The 19628-nt window shown below is 70.7% G+C and carries 18 protein-coding genes and 1 pseudogene; 7 read left to right on the top strand and 12 right to left on the bottom strand.

From position 1 onward, the window contains the following. Positions 1 to 51: 51 nt before the first annotated feature. From AB0K09_RS12970 to AB0K09_RS12955, 4 genes are all read right to left on the bottom strand, one after another. Positions 52 to 870 (bottom strand): hypothetical protein, encoded by an 819-nt coding sequence (locus AB0K09_RS12970; protein WP_366065394.1) that lies wholly within the window; start codon positions 868 to 870, stop codon positions 52 to 54. A 3-nt stretch (positions 871 to 873) separates the two neighbouring features. Further along, the gene (locus AB0K09_RS12965) at positions 874 to 3642 is read right to left on the bottom strand and encodes a DUF6603 domain-containing protein (RefSeq protein ID WP_366065393.1); all 2769 of its coding nucleotides are present in this window, start codon (positions 3640 to 3642) and stop codon (positions 874 to 876) included. Between the two features lie 91 nt (positions 3643 to 3733). Beyond that, entirely contained in the window at positions 3734 to 5377 is a 1644-nt protein-coding gene (locus AB0K09_RS12960; RefSeq protein WP_366065395.1) for a hypothetical protein, read from the bottom strand. A gap of 59 nt (positions 5378 to 5436) precedes the next feature. Further along, entirely contained in the window at positions 5437 to 7134 is a 1698-nt protein-coding gene (locus AB0K09_RS12955) for a hypothetical protein (protein WP_366065392.1), read from the bottom strand. 741 nt (positions 7135 to 7875) lie between these two features. Here AB0K09_RS12955 and AB0K09_RS12950 point away from each other — a divergent pair. Next, the gene (locus AB0K09_RS12950; protein WP_366065391.1) at positions 7876 to 9234 is read left to right on the top strand and encodes a glycosyltransferase family 2 protein; all 1359 of its coding nucleotides are present in this window, start codon (positions 7876 to 7878) and stop codon (positions 9232 to 9234) included. Between the two features lie 85 nt (positions 9235 to 9319). On the opposite strand, the gene AB0K09_RS12945 is transcribed toward AB0K09_RS12950, so the two are convergent. Next, on the bottom strand, positions 9320 to 10423 hold the full coding sequence (locus AB0K09_RS12945; RefSeq protein ID WP_366065390.1) for a polyprenyl synthetase family protein: 1104 nt from the start codon (positions 10421 to 10423) through the stop codon (positions 9320 to 9322). A 405-nt stretch (positions 10424 to 10828) separates the two neighbouring features. Here AB0K09_RS12945 and AB0K09_RS12940 point away from each other — a divergent pair, with 405 nt between their 5' ends. Both AB0K09_RS12940 and AB0K09_RS12935 read left to right on the top strand, forming a co-directional pair. After that, positions 10829 to 11881: a hypothetical protein gene (locus tag AB0K09_RS12940; RefSeq protein ID WP_366065389.1), complete on the top strand. Its 1053-nt coding sequence runs from the start codon at positions 10829 to 10831 to the stop codon at positions 11879 to 11881. A 241-nt stretch (positions 11882 to 12122) separates the two neighbouring features. Then, complete coding sequence (locus AB0K09_RS12935) at positions 12123 to 12857, top strand: dienelactone hydrolase family protein (RefSeq protein WP_366065388.1); 735 nt, start codon at positions 12123 to 12125, stop codon at positions 12855 to 12857. On the opposite strand, the gene AB0K09_RS12930 is transcribed toward AB0K09_RS12935, so the two are convergent. From AB0K09_RS12930 to AB0K09_RS12910, 5 genes and pseudogenes are all read right to left on the bottom strand, one after another. Beyond that, entirely contained in the window at positions 12806 to 13177 is a 372-nt protein-coding gene (locus AB0K09_RS12930) for a hypothetical protein (protein WP_366065387.1), read from the bottom strand. The two genes, AB0K09_RS12935 and AB0K09_RS12930, sit on opposite strands and share 52 nt — an antisense overlap. 271 nt (positions 13178 to 13448) lie before the next feature. Further along, entirely contained in the window at positions 13449 to 13823 is a 375-nt protein-coding gene (locus tag AB0K09_RS12925; protein WP_366065386.1) for a hypothetical protein, read from the bottom strand. A gap of 327 nt (positions 13824 to 14150) precedes the next feature. After that, entirely contained in the window at positions 14151 to 14651 is a 501-nt protein-coding gene (locus AB0K09_RS12920) for a GNAT family N-acetyltransferase (protein ID WP_366065385.1), read from the bottom strand. A 284-nt stretch (positions 14652 to 14935) separates the two neighbouring features. Beyond that, a pseudogene (locus AB0K09_RS12915) lies at positions 14936 to 15040 on the bottom strand (IS5/IS1182 family transposase); the annotation flags it as partial. Positions 15041 to 15119: 79 nt separating this feature from the next. Then, positions 15120 to 15446, bottom strand: a complete 327-nt coding sequence (locus AB0K09_RS12910) for a TfoX/Sxy family protein (protein WP_366065384.1) — start codon at positions 15444 to 15446, stop codon at positions 15120 to 15122. A 143-nt stretch (positions 15447 to 15589) separates the two neighbouring features. Here AB0K09_RS12910 and AB0K09_RS12905 point away from each other — a divergent pair, with 143 nt between their 5' ends. The 4 genes from AB0K09_RS12905 to AB0K09_RS12890 all read left to right on the top strand — a co-directional run bounded on the left by AB0K09_RS12905 (position 15590) and on the right by AB0K09_RS12890 (position 17625). Then, the gene (locus AB0K09_RS12905; RefSeq protein WP_366065383.1) at positions 15590 to 15991 is read left to right on the top strand and encodes a VOC family protein; all 402 of its coding nucleotides are present in this window, start codon (positions 15590 to 15592) and stop codon (positions 15989 to 15991) included. 158 nt (positions 15992 to 16149) lie between these two features. Beyond that, positions 16150 to 16557, top strand: a complete 408-nt coding sequence (locus AB0K09_RS12900; protein WP_366065382.1) for a VOC family protein — start codon at positions 16150 to 16152, stop codon at positions 16555 to 16557. Positions 16558 to 16590: 33 nt separating this feature from the next. Beyond that, the gene (locus tag AB0K09_RS12895; RefSeq protein ID WP_366065381.1) at positions 16591 to 16965 is read left to right on the top strand and encodes a nuclear transport factor 2 family protein; all 375 of its coding nucleotides are present in this window, start codon (positions 16591 to 16593) and stop codon (positions 16963 to 16965) included. 234 nt (positions 16966 to 17199) lie between these two features. Next, positions 17200 to 17625, top strand: a complete 426-nt coding sequence (locus AB0K09_RS12890; RefSeq protein ID WP_366065380.1) for an MmcQ/YjbR family DNA-binding protein — start codon at positions 17200 to 17202, stop codon at positions 17623 to 17625. A gap of 171 nt (positions 17626 to 17796) precedes the next feature. Here the strand turns inward: AB0K09_RS12890 and AB0K09_RS12885 are convergent, their stop codons facing one another. After that, positions 17797 to 18204 carry an FKBP-type peptidyl-prolyl cis-trans isomerase gene (locus AB0K09_RS12885; protein WP_366065379.1) on the bottom strand — a complete coding sequence of 136 codons (408 nt, stop codon included), beginning with the start codon at positions 18202 to 18204 and terminating at the stop codon, positions 17797 to 17799. Between the two features lie 393 nt (positions 18205 to 18597). Further along, positions 18598 to 19628 (bottom strand): aldehyde dehydrogenase (adh, locus tag AB0K09_RS12880; protein ID WP_366065378.1); only part of this gene is annotated, 1031 nt, incomplete at its 5' end.

Here is a 19628-nt window from a genome sequence, read left to right as displayed (position 1 = left end):
GCGCGCACATCAACGTCGACGAGGGCGGGGCGCCGGAGCGCGTCGGCGGGCTCAAGATGACACCAGCCGTACGGCGTCGTGCCCGGTGGGCGGAGTGGGCACCAGGTGCGGCTCGTACCCCTCCAGCGAGACGAGATGGGCCGCGTAGCGGCCGGCGACACGGGGGAAGCGGTTGGCGGTGACGACCGCGTACCGGCCCTCGGTGATCTCCTCGCCGCGGGCGCGCTGCTCCGGGCGGCGGACGTCCCGGACATGGGCGAGGTAGTACATCTCGTCCTGCCAGGGCGCCACCGCACGGAAGACGCCGGCCGGCACGTCGATGGTCTGGCACTTGCTCGCCAGGATGTCCGTGGTGAGTGACGCGGCGGACAGGACGGGGCCGATGACGCCGGCTTCGGTGGGGGTCACCAGTTCCGCGACGGTACGGCTCACGGTGTCGCCGAGCGCGCCGGGGTCCTCGGGCAGTTCGCCCTCGCGGAAGACGAGGAGCGCCATCCAGGGCGCGTGGGCGCGGGCCCGGGTGCCGGACAGTTCGCGCTCCCAGGGCAGCACGCCCCGGGTGAGGGTGATGTGCGGCAGCACGTTGTCGTAGGAGCCGGCGCTGCCGGCCGCCGGGTACCGGGTGTGCACCGAGCCGTCGTCGAGGACGAACCGGGCCGGCCGGATCTCGAAGCTCTGCTCGCTGACCGGCAGCGGAGGCGCGGTGTCCAGCCGGTTGCCGTCCTCGTACAGCTCGTGGGTGGCCAGCACGGTGTAGACGCCCGCGCCCGCGTGCGGAATCAGATGGTCGTGGAAGAAGACATGGAGCTCGGGACCGTCGGTCTCCCGCACGGTGGTCACCTCCGGGTGGATGAAGGGGCGTCGGTTCACCGCTCAGGCCGCGTCCGTCACCAGGGGCACGCTGGTCATGGTGCGGCCGGCCAGGTCCGCGTAGGCCGCCAGCGGAGAGTCGGCGTCCTTGGCGGGCTCCACGCCCAGCCGCCCCAGCGCCGCGAACACGGCGTCGCGCCGGCGGACGGTCTCCGGTTCGGCAAGCGTGGTGGTGATCACGCGGATGGTGTCGGTCGCGGTGCGAGGGGCGGGGCCGGCGACGTCGGCGTTCCGCAGCGGCGTCGCACCGGTCGGCAGCGGTTCGAAGCGGAGGGAGCGCGAGCTCACCGGGCCGAGCCCCGCGACGAGTTCGGGCTTGGTCACCTCGAAGTGCAGACCGGTGATCAGCCCCGGCACCAGGCCCTCTTCACCCGCCGCGGCGGCCGGATCGGCCAGCGGGCGGCCCCACAGCGAGCGGGGCAGGCTGCGGTGCCGCACCGCGACGGTCCAGCCGTTCTGCACGGCGTCGAAGTCGTGGAAGACGCCGTCACGGCGCTTCTGGACGCGCACCAGGTGCCGCGAGGTGATCCCCTGCTTGCGCATCGGCCGGATGTCGATGGGCTCCGCCGTGGCGTACACCTTGTTGTTGATCCGCACCTCGGACGCGGGCAGCGCCGACTCCGTGGAGAACGCGAAGCCGTCCGGAGAGACCAGCAGCGGCGCGCCGGTCGCGCTGCGTGCCTCGCTCTCCGAGGGGTCCACGTCCAGCAGCAGACCCTTCTCCGGGTTGGTCCGCACCGGCGCCGGCAGCTGCGTCTGGAACTCGCTCCACGGCACCGGCGGTGCGCCCTTGCGGGACGAGCCGAAGTCGAACGAGAAGGACACGAACCACACCTTGACGGTGACCCGGCCGCCCATCGGCGGGGTCCACAACTGGAGGTCGATGCCGACCTCGATGGAGACCCGCACCTTCACGAACCAGACCTTGATGGTGAAGGCCACGCCGATCGAGATGCCCAGCGCGATGTCCAGGTAGAACGGCTTCCACTGGATGAGCGCGTCCAGGTGGGCGGTGAACCAGGCGCTCAGCAGCCCCTTCTCGTAGCGGGCGGCGAGTGCCCCGCCGAACATCACCGCCCCCGGGGTGAGCGCGGTGTACCCGGTGGCGCGGACGGTGACCCGGCCGCAGGGGTTCCACTCCAGGCCGAGGCGGGCCGGCACCGGGTAGTGGGCGGGCACCGGGAACTGCGGGTGGTAGCCGCCGAGGCTGATGACGAAGTCGCCGGCGTTGTCGCCGCCGGTCCAGACGTACAGGGCGAGGCCGCCGGTGAGCCGGCAGGCCGGGTCGAAGATGTACGAGCCGGCGCCGACCGCGACGTCCAGGGCGAGCAGGTGCTGCTCGGACAGGAACGCCAGCCGCAGGTCGATATTGAGCCGGGCGTGCTCCTTGACCCCGGGGGCGGCGTTCTTCGGCAGGCTGATGGAGGTGCGCCCCAGCAGCATCAGATTGAACCGGTTGCCGAATTCGATCAGCGCCAGGGCCTGTGTCTCGATGAACCGGAAGGAGGTGAACCGCACCCCGACCGCCGCCCAGTACGAGCCCTCCTCGGGACGCACCCAGCCGGTCCGCCCGGCGAGCCGGTCGAGCATCTCCATCGGCTCCGGCGGCTTGGGCGTGGGAGCGCCCGGGGTGGCGGGGGCGTCGTTCAGCCGCCCGATCAGCGGGAACTCCGGGAGTTGGGTGACCGACGGCGGAATCACCCGGCTGTTGAGCCCGAATCCGCCCGACAGCCCGGTGACGGTGAACGGCGGCGGCCCGAACAGCGAACGCCCGCCCGCCAGCAGTGCCTCCACATACAGGAACACCGTCGAGTACCCGGCCGCGGCCCGGGCGAAGCCGCCCGCACCCATCACCTCGACCATCGGCGTGCTCACCCGGACCAGGCCCAGCAGCCCGCCGGCGATCTCACCGTCCTTGCCGCCCGCCCAGCGCAGCGCCGCGTCGATGGCCATCGGCGGTTTGCTCCGGCGCAGCGCGAGGGAGGCGCCGGCCAGCTGGGGCTGCGGCACCTTGCCCAGTTTCATGGGGATGACCAGCCCGAGGCCGTCCAAGGCGAACACCGATCCGGCGATCCGCAGTTCACCGACCAGGTAGATGCGGATGTTCTTCTTGTCCGTGCCGCGCATGAGCGCAGCGATCTCCAGCGGCCCGTAGGAGACGGGCAGCCCGGGAACGCGGATCTCCTTGTCCGGCGTCGGCGGCTTGTCCCCTGTCTCCTTCTTCTTCTTGTCGAGACGGACCGCGAGGGCGGGCATCTCGCCGCCGTTGACCTTCCAGGTGAGGACGCCGGTGACGCCCTTGGCCCAGACGTTGTCGGACATCGCGTTGGGTCGGGGGAAGACCCGTTCGGGAAGGCCGTACTCGTCGAGCAGGGCGGTGAGCCGGTCCGTGTCGCCCGCGTCCAGCGGCCGGGAGACGTACAGCACCCGCAGCAACGGGAAAGTGATCGCCCCCTCGGGAATCCCCTCGCCGACCAGCGGCAGGGTGGAGCCGTCGAAGCCGACCCGGACGCTCAGCACGAAGGCCTTCAGCGTCTCGGGGCCGAGCCGCGTGGTCGAGACGAACACGGCGTCGACGGGGTTCGGGCCGCCAGGCTGGTCGGCGTAGCCGGGGAACTGCGCGGTGATCAGCTTGTCCCGGCCGGGCAGGCCCTCGTGGCGGTGGACGTTCTCCAGGAACGGGACGAGCTCCTCCGGCAGCTCCAGGCCCCGTAAGTCCATTTCCTCCAGCATCTGGAGGAGGGTGATGCGCTCGCGTTCAACCGGTGTCACGGCGGTGATCCCCCTTGGCCCTGCGTCGGCCGGTCGCGGGTGGGTGAGGTCGGTGTGCGGACGGGGCCCGAGGGGCACGTTCGGGCGTCGTTCAGTACGGGCCGACGGCGATGCTCATCGGCCGCATGCCTTCGCGCATCGGGATGGCCCGGACCATGTCGTACGTCTCGGTGTCCACCACGGCGACGGCGTAGGAGTGGTCGTCGCTGATGTACGCGCGCAGGCCGCCGTAGTCGAAGGCGATGGCGTGCGGGGAGCCGGGCCCGCCCGAGCCGCCGACCGGGATGCGGCGCCGGACGGTATGGGTGAGCGGATCGGCGACCAGGACGCCCTCCTTGCCGTCCCAGGGAAGGCAGTACAGATCACCCCCACCGGGCTGTACGGCCAGGGCTGTGGGGCCCGGCAGTATTCCCTGACGGACGACGGCCCCGTTCCGGACGTCGAACGTGACGACACTGCCGGCGCCGGCATGCACATGCGTGCCGTCCGGCGAGACGGCCAGCGCACGTACCTCACTCCTGTCGGGGATGCGGAACGTCTGGCGCATCCGGCCGGCCTGGACATCCACCTCGACGACCGCGCCCTGGCCGTCGAGGACCGCGCTGAGGTACACGAACCGGCCGTCGGGGGAAGCCACCGGCGGGCAGAATCCGGCCCTGATGGAGGAACCGGTCGCCTCCGCCCCGCCGGACGGCTCCGACAGGGCGGCGAACAGGTCACCGGCCCGCAGCTCGACGCGCCGCGTCCGCTCGGTGGTACCGGTCCGGAAGGTGTCCAGGAAGAACAGCCCGTCCTGATCCCAGTGGTCGACGGCGCCGTGCACCAGGGAGCCGTCCGGGCTGAAGCAGACACCGTTGACCGGCTGCTCCGGCTGTGTGTAGCCCAGTTCGGCGACGACTCGGCGGGTGGTGGTGTCGACGCACACCCGCCGCAGGTGGTGGTACACGTACAGCAGCCGCCGGTCCGGGCTCGTCTGCAGGGCGGCGGTGGAGTCGCTGTGCGCCTCGATGTCCAGGGTCTGGACGAGCCGGTCACCGTCCAGGCCGATCACATCGATTCCCCACCCCACCTGTACGTAGGCGAACCCCGGGGCGAACACCGGCAGCAGCCCCGGCCAGGTGGACTCGTCCACGGGCCGGGCGGCATCGGTGACGGTACGGGTGGCGAGCGTGCCCCGGGTGAAGGCGTCACCGCGGAAGAAGTGGAAAGTGCCGCGGGAGGGGTGGCGCACGGCCGCGTCGATCCCGGCGGTGAAGGCCGGGGCGTGCTGGCCGAGTCCGGTCCAGATCCGCTCCAGCGGCGCGGTCTCCAGCACGGTCATGGCCCGCAGGTCGTAGCGGGCGCACTGGCCGCCCGCGAAGAGGTACACCTCGTCGCCCGGCCCGCCGGCCAGTGCCGCGTCGATCCCCTGGGGGAACGGCTGCGGCAGGCCGGGCAGCCGGGCAGCGATGGTGGAGACCTCGGCGACCTGCCCGTCGAGCGGGTTGAGCAGCAGGCACTGGGCGCCGCGGAAGACCATCGTCCACGGGTCGGAGGTCACCATCGCCGCGTCGAAGCCGGTACGGAACGCGGCGGGCAGCGCGGGCCACTGGCGCTCCAGCGAACGGGCGCCGCCGTCCACCCGGCCGGTTCCCCAGTCGAAGCGGGCCACGCGCCCGCCCCGGACCACGAAACCGGTCTCGCGGGCGCCCGGTTCGGAGACGGTGAAGAAGGCGTCGACGAGGGGCGATGTCATGGGCACGAACGGCTCCCTGTGGTACGCGAGGTGCGGGGGTGGGCGGGGGAGTGGGGTGCTCAGTAGGTGGTGTAGGCGAGCCGAGAAGGCTGGTCCGCATCGATGCGGTGGATGACGGAGGTTCGCCGGGCGGCGACATCGACCACCGCGACAGTCCCCCGCATCAGGACGTAGGCGTACGTTCCGTAGTGGTTGAAGTCCAGGCTGAAGGCCGTGCCGAGGCCGTTCTCGCCGACCGGGACACGCCGCAGGACGGTCTGGTCGGCCGGGTCGGCGACCAGGACCCCTCCGTGTTCCGCTGCGGGAAGACACCACAATTCACGGCCGTCGGGGGTGAGCTTGAGCTGCCGGCACGGCGGGAGCACGCCCTGCCTGTCGACCTCACCGGTGTCCAGATTGAGCGCGCAGGTACCGCGCTCCTGGGCGACATGGGCGATCCGCCCACTCGCGTCGATCGCCACGTCGAGGGGCGCGCCCGCGTCGGGGAGGTTGAAGTGCTGCCGCACCCGCTTCTCGATCAGGTCCACTTCGAGGATGACGTATCGGGCCGGGATGTTGTTCTGCGCAGACCGGAAGGAGCCGACATAGGCCATGTCTCCCTCCGGCGCCAGCACCACGGGTGGTGCGACCGGCCAGTCCGGGTCGAACTCGAGGCCGTCCTTCCCCTCCTCCTGGCTCCCGTCCTGCTGCGGGGGCTGTGCCCCCGGGCCGCCATCCCCTGTCTCAAGCGTGGCGGTGCCGGCGTAGCCGAGGGCGATCGAGTCGACGAAGTGGGGCTCGGACGCGACCGCATCGGCGATCGTGAGTGAGTTCCGGTCACCCCGAGGGACGAAGTACATCAGACCGCCGTCCCGGGCGAAGGCCACACGAGCCGCATCCATCCTGGTCCCGCTGTAGTTAGAGCGCTGGCCGGTGGCCATGTCATAACGCGACTGATACCCGTACGGACCTGGCCTGAGGATGTGGATGTACCGGCCGTCGGGGCTGGCCGTCGGCCATCCGTCGCTGGCAGTCTGCAGAGGGCTGCTCACGCCGGTTTCCAGGTCGAGCGCCCGGATGTGGCCGACCAGGCTGGAGACGATCACATGCCCCCGTGTGAAGGCCGGCAGCAGCCCCACCCACGTCGTGTTGTCCACCGGCGCCGCACCCACCTCGATGGTGGTGGTGGCCAGCACGCCCCTGACGTACTCGCCTCCGCGGAAGAGGTAGCAGCTGCCGGTCCCGGGGTCGTACGTGGCCGCGTCGAGCCCGTGGACGAACTCCGGTGCCTTGGCGGCCAGTCCGGTCCATACGTCGGCGATCGGCTTCACCTCGACCGGCGCCGGCACGCGCAGGTCGTAGAGGGCGCACTGGTCGCCGCTGAACAGGTACACCTCGTTGACGCCGGTGCCGGGCAGTGCCGCGTCGACGCCTTGGGCGAAGGCGCCCGGCAGCCCGGGGAAGCGCGCGGCGATGGTGGTGACCTCACTGACCGTGCCGTCCACCGGGTGGAGGCGCAGGCACTGGCCGCCGCGGAACACCCACGTCCAGGGGTTGTCCGCCGGGGTGGTGAGGGCGGCGTCGAAGCCCTGGCGGAACGCCTCCGGCAACTGCGGCCAGCGCCGGCCCAGCGGTACCGCGTCGACGTCGTACATCCGGTCGCCGGTCCAGTTCCAGCGGGCGACCCGCCCGCCCTGTACCACGTGCCCGATCCGGAGTGTCTCCTCTGTGGTGGCGCTGACGACGGTGAAGAACGTGTCGATGTGGTGCCCGGGCATGGGTGACTCCTTGCGTCTGGGCGGTGACGCATCATCTCCACGGCGTGTTCGGAGCGTCAACGGCGTCCATTCCGGTCGTTCCCCCGGAACGACTGAAACCCGTGCGGTCCCCGGCGAGCGCCGGGCGCCGGAATCACAGTGCCCGCGGCGGCCCGGTACCCCGGGCACGTGAGTTTCCGCCCCCCGACGAGGGCCCACTGGCGCGTCCGGCGAAGGGAGTGACCCGGGGTACGCGTCTCCGCCGACACCGCACCCGGAAGGCGAAGAGGTGTCAAGGGACAGCGGCGGGGACGTCGCACCGGGCGCTCCTGAACTTGGCCTGAACGCATGTGCTTCCGCCATAATCGCGAGAACGGACACCGCACCGGACAACCTGTCGAGGCATCGCGAGCAGCCGCCCGGTCCCGGAAGCGGTGTTCGCTCCCCGAGACCGCGCGATCTGCCGGAACGACGAGAGCCAAAGGGCCCCGAGCAGCCGGCCGCAGGCGGCCTGGCTCGTTCATCGGTACGGCTGGTGGGGTCGTCGAATGCGCAGCAAGACCGCCGTGCCGGGGCACACATCGTGCGCCGGGGCGTGCCCGAGTGCTCCGGAGACATCCGCGAACGCCTCTAACCGGTATGCAATGGGGCGGATCCGGCATCTCGCCCGGGTAGTCCAAAGGCCGGGCGAGGACGATGAAAGCGGTCCCGCCCGCGAGGCCGCGCTCCGGGGTTCGGGCGGCCCCCACAAGGAGGCTCCCCGTGGCCGCACTGGACAGGATCATCCAGTATGTCGCCGTTCTCGTCGCCGTGTTCACGGGCGTCTACAACATCTCGCTCCTCGTCCTGGGTGTCGTCCTCGCCCGCCGTGCCGACGGTTCACTGCGCGGACAGCTGAGGCCTGCGAACGAGCGGCCCGCCGCACTTCCCGCCGGCTGGAGCGTCTTCGTCCTCGTTCCCTGCCTGAACGAGGAGCGCGTCATCGCCAATACGCTGCGCTGCCTGCTCGACGGACAGCCGGGCGTGCGCGTCGTCGTCGTCGACGACGGCAGCGACGACGGCACCGCACGCATCGTGCACGCCGTCGGCGGCGACCGGGTCGCCCTGGTGCGCAGGACGCCGCCCGCCGCCCGGCAGGGCAAGGGCGCAGCCCTCAACGCCGGGCTGCGCACCGTGCGCGAGCGCGCCGGGAAGGAGCGCCTGGACGCGGGCAGGGTGCTGGTGTGCGTGCTGGACGCCGACGGCCGGATGACGCCGGGCGCCGCGAGCCGGGTGACGGAGCGGTTCGCGGACCCGGCGGTGGGCGGGGCGCAGCTGACGGTGCGCATCCGCGGCAGACATCGCTGGGCGCTGCGGTTGCAGGATCTCGAGTTCTGGGCCCTGAGCGCGCTGACCCAGTACGGCCGGACCGCCACCGGCACGGTGAGCATGGGCGGCAACGGCCAGTTCAGCCGGCTCTCCGCCCTCGACAGCGTCGGGCCGCGCCCCTGGTCGGACTCCCTGACCGAGGACCTCGACCTGGGCATCAGCCTCGCGGCCCGGGGCTGGACGGTCACCTCCACCACCACGGCCTTCGTCTCCCAGCAGGGACTGACCAGCCCACGCCGTCTGCTGCGTCAGCGCACCCGCTGGTACCACGGCCACATGAGCGCCATCGGGCGCCTGCCGGAACTCTGGGCCCGGACCGCCGTCGGCCTCCCGGGCCGCCTCGAACTCACCGGCTACCTGCTCAGCCCGTACCTCGCCACCCTGCCCGCCTCGGTCGTCCAGCACTACACGCTCCTCCGTGTGCTGTGCGGGGCCGGCACCGGGCTGCTTAGCCCCGTGTCCGGTCCGCCGTGGCTGAACCTCCTGCTCCTGCAGTCGCTGCCCTTCACCGCCTTCCTGGCTTCGGCGCTGCTCTACTGGCGCCGTACCGACGACCTGCCGGCCTGGAAGGCGGTCTGCTGGGCTCCCGCCGTGATGGTGTGCATGTACCTCGGTTTCGCGGCCGGTTGGCGGGCGCTGTGGCAGATCAGCACCCGGCGCGGGCACTGGGCCAAGACCGAACGCGCGGTGGAGGCGCCCGTCACGAACGAGGTGCCCGCGACCGCCCGGGAAACCAGTGGCGATCCGCCCTGAAGGGGCATCAGTCAGGGCCCGTCGACGAGCCCGTGCGGCGGGTGCCCCGAGTGACCGGCGGCGGTGTGCGATGGACCGCCGGCGCTCAGAGCGCCCGGTCCGCCGCCCACAGCGGCAGGTGTTCGAAGAAGTCCACCGCCTCCGGCCGCCACCGCGACCGCCAGCCGGCGGCCTCGGCGGAGGCCGTTCCGGCGAGTCGGCGCAGATCCGAGCGGACGCGGTCGTCGACGCCGTGGCGGCGGGCGATGTCGCGGACGCGCTCGACGGTCGCGGGCGGGCAGCCGGGGTCGCCCAGGGCCCGTTCGATCACCGCCCGTTCCGGTCCGGTGGCCGCCGCCAGGGTCGCGTTGAGCACGTAACTGCGGCGCCCCGCGCGGAGATCGGAGCCGGCGGGCTTGCCGACGACCTCCTCGTCCCCGAAGAGGTCCAGGTAGTCGTCCCGCAGCTGTCCCAGGACGCCGACGGGGGCCGCGTAGCGGCACAGCCGCTCGTCGTGTGCCGACAGGTCCTCGCCCGCGACGAGCAGGCCCATCCGCAGGGGCGCGAGGATCGAGTAACGCGTGCTCTTGTAATCGGTGACGGTGTCCAGAAGACCGGTGACGTCCGGCGCTTCGGCGCCGGGCCGGGGGAGGAAGTCCCGTTCCAGGTCCATGACCTGGCCGACGACCGTGTCCGCCGCGGCGCGCGTCTGGACGTCCACGAGCTCCTGTCGCAGCTCCGCCGGAACCGGTGCCTCCAGCAGCACCCGGACGGACAGGAAGGCGGCCAGGTCCCCCACGAGCAGGGCCAGGCCCAGGGCCGTCCGCTCGTGTTCCGGGAAGTCGCGGCGGTAGGCGTAGTACGTCGACGGGCCGCCGCGGCGCGTCGGCGCGTCGTCGATGATGTCGTCGTGGACGAGGCCGTGCGTCTGGAGCAGTTCGATGCTCAAAGCCGCCTCCGCGAGCCCCGGAACGTCGTCGTCCGGGGTCACCAGCCGCGCCCCTTCGTGGAGCAGCGCCACCCGCAGCCGCTTTCCGCCGCGCAGGGAGAGGTCGCGGAGGAGTTCGAGGGCGCGTGGGGTGAACCGACTCGCCGGCGGTGCGCCGGCGTCCGCCGCCAGCGCGTCGAAGTACGCCGTGAAACGGGAGTCGAACCGCCGTTGGTGCGCCGCGAGGCGGGCGAGGGTCGCGGCGGTGAGCTTGTCGTCCATGACGGCCATTCTCCCGGGGCAGGGGAGCGGTGCCGCCGGCCGGGGAGGGGCCGCCGCTTATGGCCGTCCGTGAGCCGTACTGCAAAGCGAACATATGCAGGGGCACACTTTGCCGCTCCGTGAAACCGGATCGGATCCGGAGATTATCAAGCAGTAAAGCCGGCGCATTCCCGGCGTGTACGGGTGGATCGGTCAGCCGTGTTTACGGAAGACGCTGAACGGCGACGGGAGATGGGCCGCCGCTGGTCTTCTCCGAGCCGTCGAGGGCGGCCAGGAGAGCGTCGGGAGCCGTCCCGGCGGGGCGCGCGGGGCAGCGTGCCGGGCGGGGACCGGGTCAGCGGTTGCCCCGGCTCCCCGAGAAGGTGAATAAGATTATCGGCAAGCGCCACGCGAGGGGATTGCTGTATGAGTACGACGAATTTTCGTCACGACCGTTTCTCCTACTACGCCGATGTCTGCGAAGGACGCAGTCCAGAGCGTCCCAGGGCGCTGTGGCGTACTTCGGCGGACACCGGCACGTGGGAGTACTGGTCCACGATCGACTGGGCGTGGCGTCAGGCCGGCGAACGCCGCGTGGTGACCTCGGCCCCTGCTCGCGAGGACCTGGCGCCCCTGGACGAGGAGGCCGCGGAGCGGCTGCAGGCGGACCGGCAGGGGTGGGTGGAGTACTGGGTGTCCTACACCGAAGAGCCCGGTCCCCGGTTCGTCTTCCACAGTGTGATCAGGAGGAGGTTCAGCCCGGAAGGCGTGAAATGCGAGTTCTCGAATTCCCACCTGTTGTGGGAGCAGACCGGAATCCTCACCGAGGAGGCGGGCGAGGACTGGGGAATCCTGGCCACCCCGGCAGAGGCTGACGGCGTCCTGCACGAGCTCAAGGGGCGCCCGGGCATCACCGAGCTCGGCGAAAGCGGCCCGCATTCCCCGCGCCCGTTCGACTCCTTCCGCTACTTCATCACCGGGGACGACCCGGAGGACCCGTGGGGGCTGTGGCGCCTCGACGGAGACGGCCGCTGGCAGCACTTCTCGGCCCTGGAGTGGGGCTGGTTCCCCGAGTTCTGGGGCGACGATTTCACGGTGGTCCTCGGCGTGAAGCTGAAGAGCTCTCCTCAGGAACCCGCCGCGGCCAAGTCCATGACGGAGATCGATGCCGAGCACGCCCGGAAGCTGGAGGCGAGGCGCGACATCTGGGTGACGGACCACTGGCTTTACTGGCTCTGCGACGACGAGCACGCCAAGGGCAAGCCGCCCGCTGGAATAGCCCGCCGGCGACGGGACGCGCGGTCGTCCCATGACGAGCTGTTCTCCGGCGAGGGCACGTGGGTGGGTGACACCGACCTCGTGCGCCGTTTTCCCGACCACCGCGAGACCAGGTACCCCTGGATCGAGAAAGTGGATCGCGCCACGGCCGAGCAAGCCATCGCCGAACTCTTCGGCCTGACCGGCGTCATCGAGCCGTGAACCAGGGTGCGAGCCGGTGCTGGACACCGGCTGCCCATGGACAACGGTGGCTGGACTGATCGACGGTCCCCGGCTGCGGACGGCATTGCGCCACACACGGATTGGTGACCCGGTGCCCTTCTGAGCGCCGTACGGGCCAGTGCGGGCCCGCTGTTCGATCGAGGATCCTGCGCTGCCGCGCGGGCTCCGCCTCCGTCGTGTTGACCACAGGCTCGGCACCTCAACCACGACAGGAGAATTCATGCCCACCAAGACGCTGCAGATTCCCACCGCGGACGGCCAGGCCGATGCTTTTGCCGCCTTCCCCGTCCACGGCGAGCAGCACCCAGGGGTGCTGATGTACGCGGACGGCTTCGGCATCCGGCCCGCGCTGCGGGAAATGGCCCGCGAACTGGCCGGGCACGGGTACTACGTGCTCGTCCCCAACCTCTTCTACCGGCACGGCCCGGCACCGGTGATCGAACTTCCCGAGCACATCGGAGAAGAGGCCCGGCCCGCAGTCTTCGCCCAGCTGATGCCCTTGATCGAGGCGCACACCGCCGACCGTGTCCTGCGAGACGCCGACGCCTACCTCAGGTTCCTCACTGCTCAGCCCGAGGTCAGCGCCGGACCGGTCGCGGTGACCGGCTATTGCATCGGTGGCCTCCTGGCGACGCGCACCGCCGCGGCCCACCCCGGCCGGATCGCCGCCCTCGCCGCATTCCACGGCCCGGTGGGAGCCGACGGACCCGGCAGCCTTTCCACGCTCACCGCCGAGGTCCACTTCGGCCATGCCGAGAGCGACTTGACGCCCGAGGCTCTCGACGAGCCCAACAAAACCCTGGACGCGGCGGGTGTCGGCTACACCTCCGAGATCTATCCCGGCACCGCCCACGGGTTCACCATGTCCGACACCGATGCCTTCGACCCCGCCGCACTGCGGCTTCACTGGGACCGTCTGCTGCCCCTTCTCGGCCGCACCCTGACCAGAAGCTGAGGCGCTCCGGCGCCAAGCCTCTGAACACGACGCGGACCGCTCACCAGCCGAACGTCCGGCAGCTGCTCGTACCGCCCCTTCGCCTGGGCGCGACGGATCACCACGGCACGAGACGACTTCACGTAGCCCTCGATCCCGCCGACGACCGGGGCAGCGACGCAGAACGTCCGCGGCCTCTCCGACTGCGTCACCGCCCGCGCCAGCAGGCCCGGATAGTACCGCCCGCCCGGGAGGGTGACGTTGAAGTTGAGCGCGAACACGGCGACGAGGGCCAGCAGCACGATGGGCACCCGCAGCCCCGGGGCCGATCTGATGGCCAAGAGCCCTTCCCGGGCGCCGGTGCAACAACCCTGGCGGCGGCAGCTCTGATCTTGTCGTTGTCGCGGCACACCCGGCACTGAACCACCGCGAGTTGAGGGCCTTGCGCCGTACGCAACGACGAGGCTGGGCAGCCAAGGGTGGCGCCTTGCCCATGGGCGCAAGCACTCGGAGCTGCGGCCGCACCAAGAAGGCCGCGGTTGCACCGTGGCCGCAGCGGCTGACCGGGTTCGCCGCCGTCCTGCGGGCCGGGCCTGCGGCTCCGGCCGCTGCTCAGCGTTCGCGGAAGCCGCCGAGGAAGCGGCGGAACACGCCGCCCTCCCGGGGCAGCGGGGCGGACGGCGGGGGAGCCGTGGGCCTCTCGCGGGCGATCGGCTGGTCGTAGTCAGCCCGGACGATCGCGTCGACGGTCTGGTCGACGTCGAAATCCTCGGAGCCCTCGATGCACGGCACGAAGCCGACCAGGACGCCGTCCCGCATGACCTGAGCTTCCAGGCCGGCGGTGTCGTCGGTGTCCCAGACCGCCTCACGGCCGTCGCGCAGGACCACCCGCACGCCGATCTGGTAGACGCCTTCACGGGCCAGGTAGGCATCCGTGCCCCGCTGCCGCAGCACGTCCACGACGCGAAGCGCCCGCTTCTCGTCCATACGGCCACAATAACGCCGAGGGCGCTCGCGCGGCGGCCTGACCCCAGGCTGCACCTGGCCAGCGAACAGCGGCAAAAGCCGATGCCGATCGATGCCGATCGTCATCACGGGCCGCATCAGCGTTCCCCGCCCGGGGCCGGGCAGGCCCCCGCACCCGGCCGAGCCGGGTCCGCGCGGACGAGGCCTACGCCTCCCGCAAGAACCGCGCCTACCTGCGCAGGCGTGGCATCCGCTGCACCACCCCGGACAAGGCCGACCAGGCCCGCAACCGCAGGAAACGTGAGGCGACCGTCCTTGTCGCGGCCGTCGACGAGTGGCTGTGACCACTCACACGGCGCGCTCCATGCACACCAGTTGATCCCGCTCGTCCCACGACTCGGTGACGGTGAAGCCGAGCCGCTCATACAGGGCGATGGCGCCTGCCCGCCACTGCCACACCGACAGCCGTACCGTGCTGACGCCGCCGTCCGCGGCATGCTCAAGCGCGGCGCTGACCAGGCCGGACGCGATGCCCTGGCCCCGGGATGCCGGAGCCGTCCACAGCCTCTTGACCTCGCACCGCCCGCCGACGGGAGCGGTCACCACCAGGCAGCCGACGACGCTGTCCCCGCTCAACGCGACCAGCACGAGATCGTCGGCAAACGCGGCTCGCGGGTCCAGGACCTCTGCCCGGTAGCGGTCGGGCAACCGGTCCGCATCAGCGACGGCCTCGCCCTTCTCGGCCTGCGTCTGCAGATGGTAGGCCGCCAGCAGCGCGGTCAGCCCGTCCTGAACGGAAGGGCCCTGACCTGGCCAGCGGACGATGACAACCTCATGTTGATCAGTCATGCCGCCAGCATCACATGCCGGATGTCAGGACCCTGACGAGCACCTTGGTCTGCTTTCGATACCCGCTTGGGCCGGGAAAAGACGGCCGGCTGCTCCCGCCGGTTGCTCGGCAACCAGGGCCGAGGGCCCACCCTCGAGGCGTTCTCCGGCTGCGTGCGCGACGCGGCCATGCGTCCGACGGGGGTTCCGCCAGGGGCCTGACGACCTGCGCACGTGGGATTCCTATTGGTCGCGCTCCGTCAAGAACGGTGCCTCATGGGTGGAAGTCCAAGGGCAGGCGCCTTTTTCCAGCTCGTCATGCGGGCGAAGGTGTGCTCGACGCGGGCGCGGACCTTGCGGTGGGAGGTGTTGTGTTCCTCTTTCCAGGCCGGGAGTTCAGCCCGGCCGCGAGCGAGGCCAGACTGTTCTCCTCCAGCCCGTGCTCACCGGGCCTCGCAGATCAGGGGGCTCGTGGTGTTCGCGGAGGGGTTACTTCGGTGGAAGTGCGGCGGCAGCTCTCCGGCCCAGGTGCAGCCAGTCGTCCAGGACATCGTCGTCGAGGACCTCCCCTGCCACCAGCACCCACCCCTTCGAGATCCGGCCGCGGAACTCGTACGGCCGTGCGCCGGGCTGGGCGAGGGCCTGCGGAGTGTCGTCCGGGGCGACGCGCACCAGCAGGTCGTCGCCGACCACGCCGACCGCCGTGTTCCCCCGCACCGTGAAGACGAGCCCGCCGAACATCTTCTTCGCGACGACCGCGTCGGTCTCCTCCAGCAGCTCCCGAACCCGTTCCGCCAGCACCTCGTCGTACGCCATGGTCTCACGGTACTCACGCGTCACGGCGCCCGCCCGCGCACTCCCACCACGAGCCGTATAGGACATTCCCTGCCCTACATGCTCGTTACGGTCGGCTTCAGAGGGCGGAAACCGCCCCAGCCGCCCCACCACAGGAGAGGACCATGGCCGACACGCATGCCGACAACAGCACCCCGAGCGGCAAGGTCCTGTCGCACGCGATCTGGGCCGAGGACGGACGCCGGCTCGCGGAGTTCTACGCCGCCGCCCTCGGCGCGCAGGTCTCCGAGCCGTACCGGGACGAGGACGGCAACCCGGCGGCCTTCCCCGTATGGGTCGGCGACAGGATGTACGTCTTCTGGTCCGCGACGTCGTTCAAGGCCCCCACCTGGCCCCAGGACGAGCTCCCCTTCCACATGGACATCAGGTTCGACGACGTCGAGGCAGCCGAGAAGCAGCTCCTGGAGCTGGGCGCCACCAAGCCCGCCCATCAGCCGGGCGGGGACCACTGGACCGTCCTGCTCGACCCCTCCGGCCAGCCCTTCTGCATCAGCCGCACCCGCTGACAGCCCCAGCCGCTCACAGCGGCCGCTCTCACCAGGACGGCGTCCCCCGGAGTGCACCCCTGCCCCGACCGGCGGACAAAGGAACCGCGAGGTGCCCGGCGCACAGCCTCCCTGCGCGCGTGCCCTGGTGAAGGCCGCACCCTGACCATGGAGGATTCATGCCGTTCGCTCCCTGTCTGAGTGTCAAGGACACCGCGGCCAGCGTCGCGTTCTACAAACAGCTCGGTTTCGACGTCGATTCCAGCACCGCCCGCCCCGGCGACGACATCCACATGCTGCTCTACCAGGGCGGATTCTGCGCCATGCTCTACAGCAACGCCGACCTGAAGAACTGGCTGCCCGTCCTGGCCGACACCCCCATCGGCTTCGCCGGCATGTTCTACCTGGGCGTGGACGACTTCGACGGCGCCCACGACCGCATCTCCCGGTACGCCGAGATCGTCAAGGACATCGACACCGACCACACCGGCCAGCGCATCTTCTACTTCCGCGACCCGGACGGCTACGTCGTCGGCATCAACGACCAGGCCGCCTTCCAGGCCAGCGACCTCGGCAAATACGCCTGAACCGGGCCCCGGGCAACAGAAAGATTCAGAGTCATGAACAGCCACAAGCTCGTGCACGAGTGGGCCAACGCCTACAACGACCAGGACTTCGACCGGTTCGGGGAGCTGTACACCGACGACACCGCCTACGAGTGCGGGCCCTTCGGGCTCGCTTTCACCGGCCGGGACGCCTTTGTGCGCCACCTGAGGGAGTACGCCGGCGCCGTTCCCGACCGGAAGTTCACCATCGAGCGCGTCATCGCCGACGGGGACGCCATCGCCGTCGAGTTCGGCTTCGCGGGAACCAGCGCCGGGGTACACCCGGGCCTGCCTCCGGCGGGAGAGCCGGTCACCGCCCGCTTCTGCTCGGTCCTTCAGCTGCGCGAGGGCCGGATCGCCTCGCAGACCGACTACCTCGGCGGACAGTGACCTCCCCCCTGAAGGCACAGACGCGGCTTCGGGTACCCGCCGGCCCGTAGCCCCGGTCGTTCATCAGCGCGGGCGCCGGCCGGGAAACCGGCCATGACCGGGCACCTTCAGGATTCCCCCGGCTCGAAGCGCGGTCCGGCGCCCCCGTCCGGGGGCCTCGCCCTGGGAACGCCCGGCTGTGTCCCGGCGGGCGGCCTGCCCCCATCGCCACGCCAGCACGAAAGACGGCACCGAATGAATCCCGACGACGTCGCGGCATACGCCCTGGGCCTGCCCGAGGTCAGTGAGGAAGAGCCATGGGGCCCGCACCGGCCCGTCTACAAGACCGGCGGCAAGATCTTCGCCACCCTCGCGGCGGCCAACAGCTCCCGGCCCGACCGGCTGAGCGTGAAGTGCGAATCCGCCCTCGCCCTGCATCTGTACGAGCAGTACCCCGCGGTACGCCCCGGGTACGGGTACCAGGGCCCCCGATGGCACTGGATCACCATCCATCTGGACGGCACCGTCCCTGACGAGGAGCTCGCCGAGATGATCAGTCACTCCTGGCAGTGCGTAGTGGACGGCCTGCCCCGCACCGCGCGCGACCGGTTGCGCGAGCTCCACCGCGATCAGGCCCGGCCTCCCGCATGGAGCCGGGCGGACAGACCGGCACCGCCCTGACCGTTCGACGGCTACGTATTGCGTCGCAAGCGCGCTCGCGTCCGGCAGGTCGTCATCGGAGCCACAGCCGGATCGCGGCGAGGACGGCCGTGCCGGCGCCCGCTCCGCACACCCGCTGTCCGCCAACCCCGGGAGACGGCGCAGCGCGTCGAAGGGGAGGAGCGACCGGGGTCACCAGGAGTTGCTCCACCCGGCTGTGCTGGAATACGAGTCAAGCAGGTCCACCACGAAGACCAGGGTCGAGCCCGGCGGGATCAACGGCGAGGGCGACTGATTGCCGTAGCCGAGACGCGGGGGAACGATGATCTCGCGCCGGCCGCCGACCTTCATCCCCCTCACCCCCCGGTCCCAGCCCTTGATGACCCTGCCACTGCCCAAGGCGAACTTGAACGGCTCGCCCCGGTCCCAGGAGGCATCGAACTCCTTCCCGGTCTCGAAGGTCACCCCGACGTAGTGGACCCTGACCACCATGCCCGGCTCCACCTCGGCCCCGTCCCCGACGACCAGGTCCCGGATGGTCAGCTCGGCAGGAGCGTCACCTTCCGGAACATTGACCTCGGGCTTCGTCAGTTCACTCATTGCAGCCTCATCATTCTCCGTCGAAAGCCCCCGCACGGACCAGCCGGACACGTGGGCACCACATGCAGCAGATGGTCACGCTACCGAGAACGCCGATTCCCGGAGCGCACCGAATCCGGCGGCCATACGTGATGATCTTTCGCATAGCCGATGAACGCGACCCCGCACGCACGGGTCACGCGGCAATCGCCCGAACGAGACGAGGCGCAGACGGCTGCCCGGCACGCTGCGCCTGTCCCGAGACTGCGTTGGTTGCGCAAGGCTGATATTGGTCCGTGACTGCTCCGGAAGCCTTGATCAGACGGATGGGCAAGCTGGGTCGAAGCATCTCGACAGGGCAAGCGGCATGCAGCTCGGCCCCCAACCTCGCCGTTTGGTGGCCTTCTTGCTCGCTCAGAAGAAGCCCAGCTTCTTCGGGGAGTACGAGACGAGGAGGTTCTTCGTCTGCTGGTAGTGCTCCAGCGCCGCCTTGTGTCCCTCCCTCCCGATCCCCGACTGCTTGTACCCACCGAAGGCGGCGTGGGCCGGGTAGCTGTGGTAACAGTTCGTCCAGACGCGGCCTGCCTGGATGGCGCGGCCGGCGCGGTAGGCCGTGGTGCCGTTGCGGGTCCAGACGCCGGCGCCCAGGCCGTAGGAGGTGTCGTTGGCGATGGAGATCGCGTCGTCGAAGTCGGTGAAGGACGTGACGGCGACGACCGGGCCGAAGATCTCCTCCTGGAAGACGCGCATGCGATTGTCGCCCTCGAAGACCGTGGGCTGGACGTAGTAGCCGCCGGCGAGCTCGCCGGGGAGTTCGGCGCGCATGCCGCCGGTGAGGACACGGGCGCCCTCGTCGCGGCCGATGTCGAGGTAGGAGAGGATCTTCTCCAGCTGCTCCCGGGAGGCCTGGGCGCCGGTCATGGTGTCGGTGTCGAGGGGGTGGCCGGGGAAGACGCGGTCGGTGCGGGCGAGGGCGGCGTCGAGGAAGGTCGCGTAGTGGCCGCGCTGGATGAGCGCGCGGGAGGGGCAGGTGCAGACCTCGCCCTGGTTGAGCGCGAACATGGTGAAGCCTTCGAGTGCCTTGTCGAGGAAGTCGTCGTCGGCGGAGGAGACGTCGTCGAAGAAGATGTTGGGGCTCTTGCCGCCGAGTTCCAGGGTGACCGGCTTCAGGTTCTCCGCGGCGTACCGCATGATCAGCCGCCCCGTCGTGGTCTCGCCCGTGAAGGAGATCTTGGCGACGCGGGGGCTGGAGGCGAGCGGCTTGCCGGCCTCGGGGCCGAAGCCGTTGACGATGTTGACGACGCCGGGCGGGAGCAGGTCGGAGACCAGGTCGAGCCAGACGTGGATGGAGGCGGGGGTCTGCTCGGCGGGTTTCAGGACGACGGTGTTGCCGGCGGCGAGCGCGGGGGCCAGCTTCCAGGCGGCCAGCAACAGGGGGAAGTTCC

The organism is Streptomyces sp. NPDC049577 (assembly GCF_040675635.1).
GTDB lineage: Bacteria > Actinomycetota > Actinomycetes > Streptomycetales > Streptomycetaceae > Streptomyces.
The sequence above is the reverse complement of the archived record's forward strand: the minus strand, read 5'-3'. Positions and strand labels throughout refer to the sequence as shown.

Bases quoted from the DNA above. Each gene is read 5' to 3' on its own strand.
- AB0K09_RS12905 (WP_366065383.1), top strand. From the start codon at position 15,590: ATGGCCGACACGCATGCCGACAACAGCACCCCGAGCGGCAAGGTCCTG.
- AB0K09_RS12925 (WP_366065386.1), bottom strand. From the start codon at position 13,823: ATGGACGAGAAGCGGGCGCTTCGCGTCGTGGACGTGCTGCGGCAGCGG.
- AB0K09_RS12935 (WP_366065388.1), top strand. From the start codon at position 12,123: ATGCCCACCAAGACGCTGCAGATTCCCACCGCGGACGGCCAGGCCGAT.
- AB0K09_RS12910 (WP_366065384.1), bottom strand. From the start codon at position 15,446: ATGGCGTACGACGAGGTGCTGGCGGAACGGGTTCGGGAGCTGCTGGAG.
- AB0K09_RS12945 (WP_366065390.1), bottom strand. From the start codon at position 10,423: ATGGACGACAAGCTCACCGCCGCGACCCTCGCCCGCCTCGCGGCGCAC.
- AB0K09_RS12890 (WP_366065380.1), top strand. From the start codon at position 17,200: ATGAATCCCGACGACGTCGCGGCATACGCCCTGGGCCTGCCCGAGGTC.
- AB0K09_RS12960 (WP_366065395.1), bottom strand. From the start codon at position 5,377: ATGACATCGCCCCTCGTCGACGCCTTCTTCACCGTCTCCGAACCGGGC.
- AB0K09_RS12900 (WP_366065382.1), top strand. From the start codon at position 16,150: ATGCCGTTCGCTCCCTGTCTGAGTGTCAAGGACACCGCGGCCAGCGTC.
- AB0K09_RS12955 (WP_366065392.1), bottom strand. From the start codon at position 7,134: ATGCCCGGGCACCACATCGACACGTTCTTCACCGTCGTCAGCGCCACC.
- AB0K09_RS12885 (WP_366065379.1), bottom strand. From the start codon at position 18,204: ATGAGTGAACTGACGAAGCCCGAGGTCAATGTTCCGGAAGGTGACGCT.
- AB0K09_RS12920 (WP_366065385.1), bottom strand. From the start codon at position 14,651: ATGACTGATCAACATGAGGTTGTCATCGTCCGCTGGCCAGGTCAGGGC.
- AB0K09_RS12940 (WP_366065389.1), top strand. From the start codon at position 10,829: ATGAGTACGACGAATTTTCGTCACGACCGTTTCTCCTACTACGCCGAT.
- AB0K09_RS12895 (WP_366065381.1), top strand. From the start codon at position 16,591: ATGAACAGCCACAAGCTCGTGCACGAGTGGGCCAACGCCTACAACGAC.